Annotated in this window: 3 protein-coding genes and 1 pseudogene; all 4 read right to left on the minus strand. The window is 52.6% G+C overall.

Annotated elements, in window-relative coordinates:
- A pseudogene (locus tag ACTF5Z_RS06880) lies at nucleotides 1–569 on the minus strand (Tol-Pal system beta propeller repeat protein TolB); the annotation flags it as partial.
- Nucleotides 569–1,321 (minus strand): cell envelope integrity protein TolA, encoded by a 753-nt coding sequence (gene tolA, locus ACTF5Z_RS06885; protein WP_438985004.1) that lies wholly within the window; start codon nucleotides 1,319–1,321, stop codon nucleotides 569–571. The pseudogene ACTF5Z_RS06880 and the gene tolA, both read right to left, overlap by 1 nt.
- Nucleotides 1,318–1,737 (minus strand): protein TolR, encoded by a 420-nt coding sequence (gene tolR / locus ACTF5Z_RS06890; protein ID WP_423853137.1) that lies wholly within the window; start codon nucleotides 1,735–1,737, stop codon nucleotides 1,318–1,320. Before tolR ends, tolA begins: the two co-directional genes overlap by 4 nt.
- A 1-nt stretch (nucleotide 1,738) precedes the next feature.
- A partial coding sequence (locus ACTF5Z_RS06895) for a MotA/TolQ/ExbB proton channel family protein (protein WP_438985005.1) occupies nucleotides 1,739–2,078 on the minus strand: 340 nt, incomplete at its 5' end.

The following is a 2,078-nucleotide window of genomic DNA, read 5'->3' on the forward strand; positions in this document are numbered from 1 at the left end:
CGCGCGCCATCGGCATCCGCTAAAGTCAGTTCGTAATAATCTTTCTCGCCGGGGATAGGAGTCACCGCGACGTACAACAATTGAGTTGCAAAGGCGCCGGGTATACCGGTCAGAGCGGTATAAACTCGATCCGCAATGCGATGCGCCAGCGTTCGCACTTCGTCTCTAACGGCTTGTTCACTGCCTTGTATAACTAAGGTTTGCTTATTGACGTCGTACAGCGCAAAGTCCGCGGTCAAAGTTTGTTCGCCGGTCAACCGACCAATTAACAGGTACTGTGCGTTCACCATGCGCCAATCGCGAAAAAAGATGTCCTCATCACGAGAGGGCGTACCCAGCATATTTTCTCGTGCCACGGGGGCGAATTGACCGCTGCGGTACAGGTCGTTTTGAATCACGAAAGCCACGTCCTCAGGGGCTACACCGCGCCCGTCCCAAGCAAATGGCGATATTGCGATCACTGTAGGGTTATCGATACCTTGGGTGATTTCAATGACCAACTCAGCGCGTGCCACCGGACTCAAAAACGTGACGACTGAAACAACCACTGACAAAAAAAACGCCTTCATTAGTATCGCAAGTCCTCTGGTTTGAACAATAACTTAAAACGTCGGAACGTCTTCTCGAATTCCCGAGGTGGGAGCTTCTGCAACTCAGGGAACCGAGCAGCCTTTTCTACCGCATTAACCGCCGAACGATCAAATGCCGCATCGCCGCTACTTTGCACCACAGTCACTCCCACGATGTCCCCAGTGGGTATTAACTGCAACTGTAAAACGGTTTGCATCCCGTTGCGAGCACTCGGGGGACGAGACCAGTAATTCACTACCGTTTGACGGATCAACGCTGTATAGCTGGCAGTAAGGTCTTGTTCCGACGAATCGCCCTCGGCGGCCAAACTCTGATCAATATTGGTTTTGGTCAACTTCGCGAGCTCTTCCGCTGTAAAGCGCTGAGCGGGATTACTGGTTTTAGGCTGTGTCCCTGGCGCGACCGTCTCTTTGGGTATCACGGGGGTGGCTGCACTGACTTTGGTATTAATAGGCCTGGTATTGATTTGCTGCGACTGCTGGTTTAATTCCTGCGTCGATGGTCGATTAGGAATGACATCGGTAATCGAGCGTTTAGGCTTAGATTTAGGAATGGAGGCCACGTCCACCAGCTTGGCGCTAATCACTTGCGTGGGCTTCGTGGTTTCGTAGTACTCAGGAATGACCGAATTCCAATTAATGAGCAGCATCAGCAGACCCAAGCCATGAATCACAACCGTGACGGTGACAGGCACCAGGCCGTCGACTAAGGCATACCAGAGCCGTATCACTCTGGAGACTCCGTAACCAAGCCAACATTGGCGGCGCCTGAGGCCTGCAAAGCCACCATCAAATTGACGACTTGACCGTAGGGCACGGCTTGATCACCCCAGACGAGCACCGGCTTATCAGGGTTTGCTCGCAAAACAGCACCAACACGACGCTGCAGCGTTTCAAGGGTAATAGCCGCGGACTCATCACCACCCACGTTAAGGTACAGCTCGCCATTCGCTTTTATGGAGGCGATTAAAGGCTCACTGTCATCGCTATCAACAGCTTGAGCTTCGGCCTTAGGCAATTCGACCTCGACGCCTTGCATCAAAAGTGGTGCGGTAACCATAAAAATAATAAGCAACACCAGCATTACGTCGATGTAAGGCACAACGTTAATTTCAGCTACTGGTCGTAAGCGCTTGCGCCCTGCCATATCAGGCTTGCTCCTGCTGGCGCTGCTTTAAGGCATAGGCTTGGCGATACAGCAAACCTGAAAACTCGTCCACAAAGGTATCGTAGCGGTTCACGAACACATCCACTCTAGCAGTGTAGCGGTTGTAAGCAAGCACGGCGGGGATCGCGGCAAACAAGCCCATAGCAGTAGCCACTAGTGCCTCAGAAATACCGGGAGCCACGGTAGCAAGCGTTGCCTGAGAGCTGCTCGCCAGACCTCGAAACGAATGCATAATACCCCATACTGTTCCAAACAAACCGATGTAGGGACTGGTCGAGCCCACCGACGCCAGAAAGGGCAAGTTTTGCTCTAACCGCTCC

The organism is Aequoribacter sp., assembly GCF_965659035.1.
In the GTDB taxonomy this organism is placed as follows: domain Bacteria; phylum Pseudomonadota; class Gammaproteobacteria; order Pseudomonadales; family Halieaceae; genus Aequoribacter.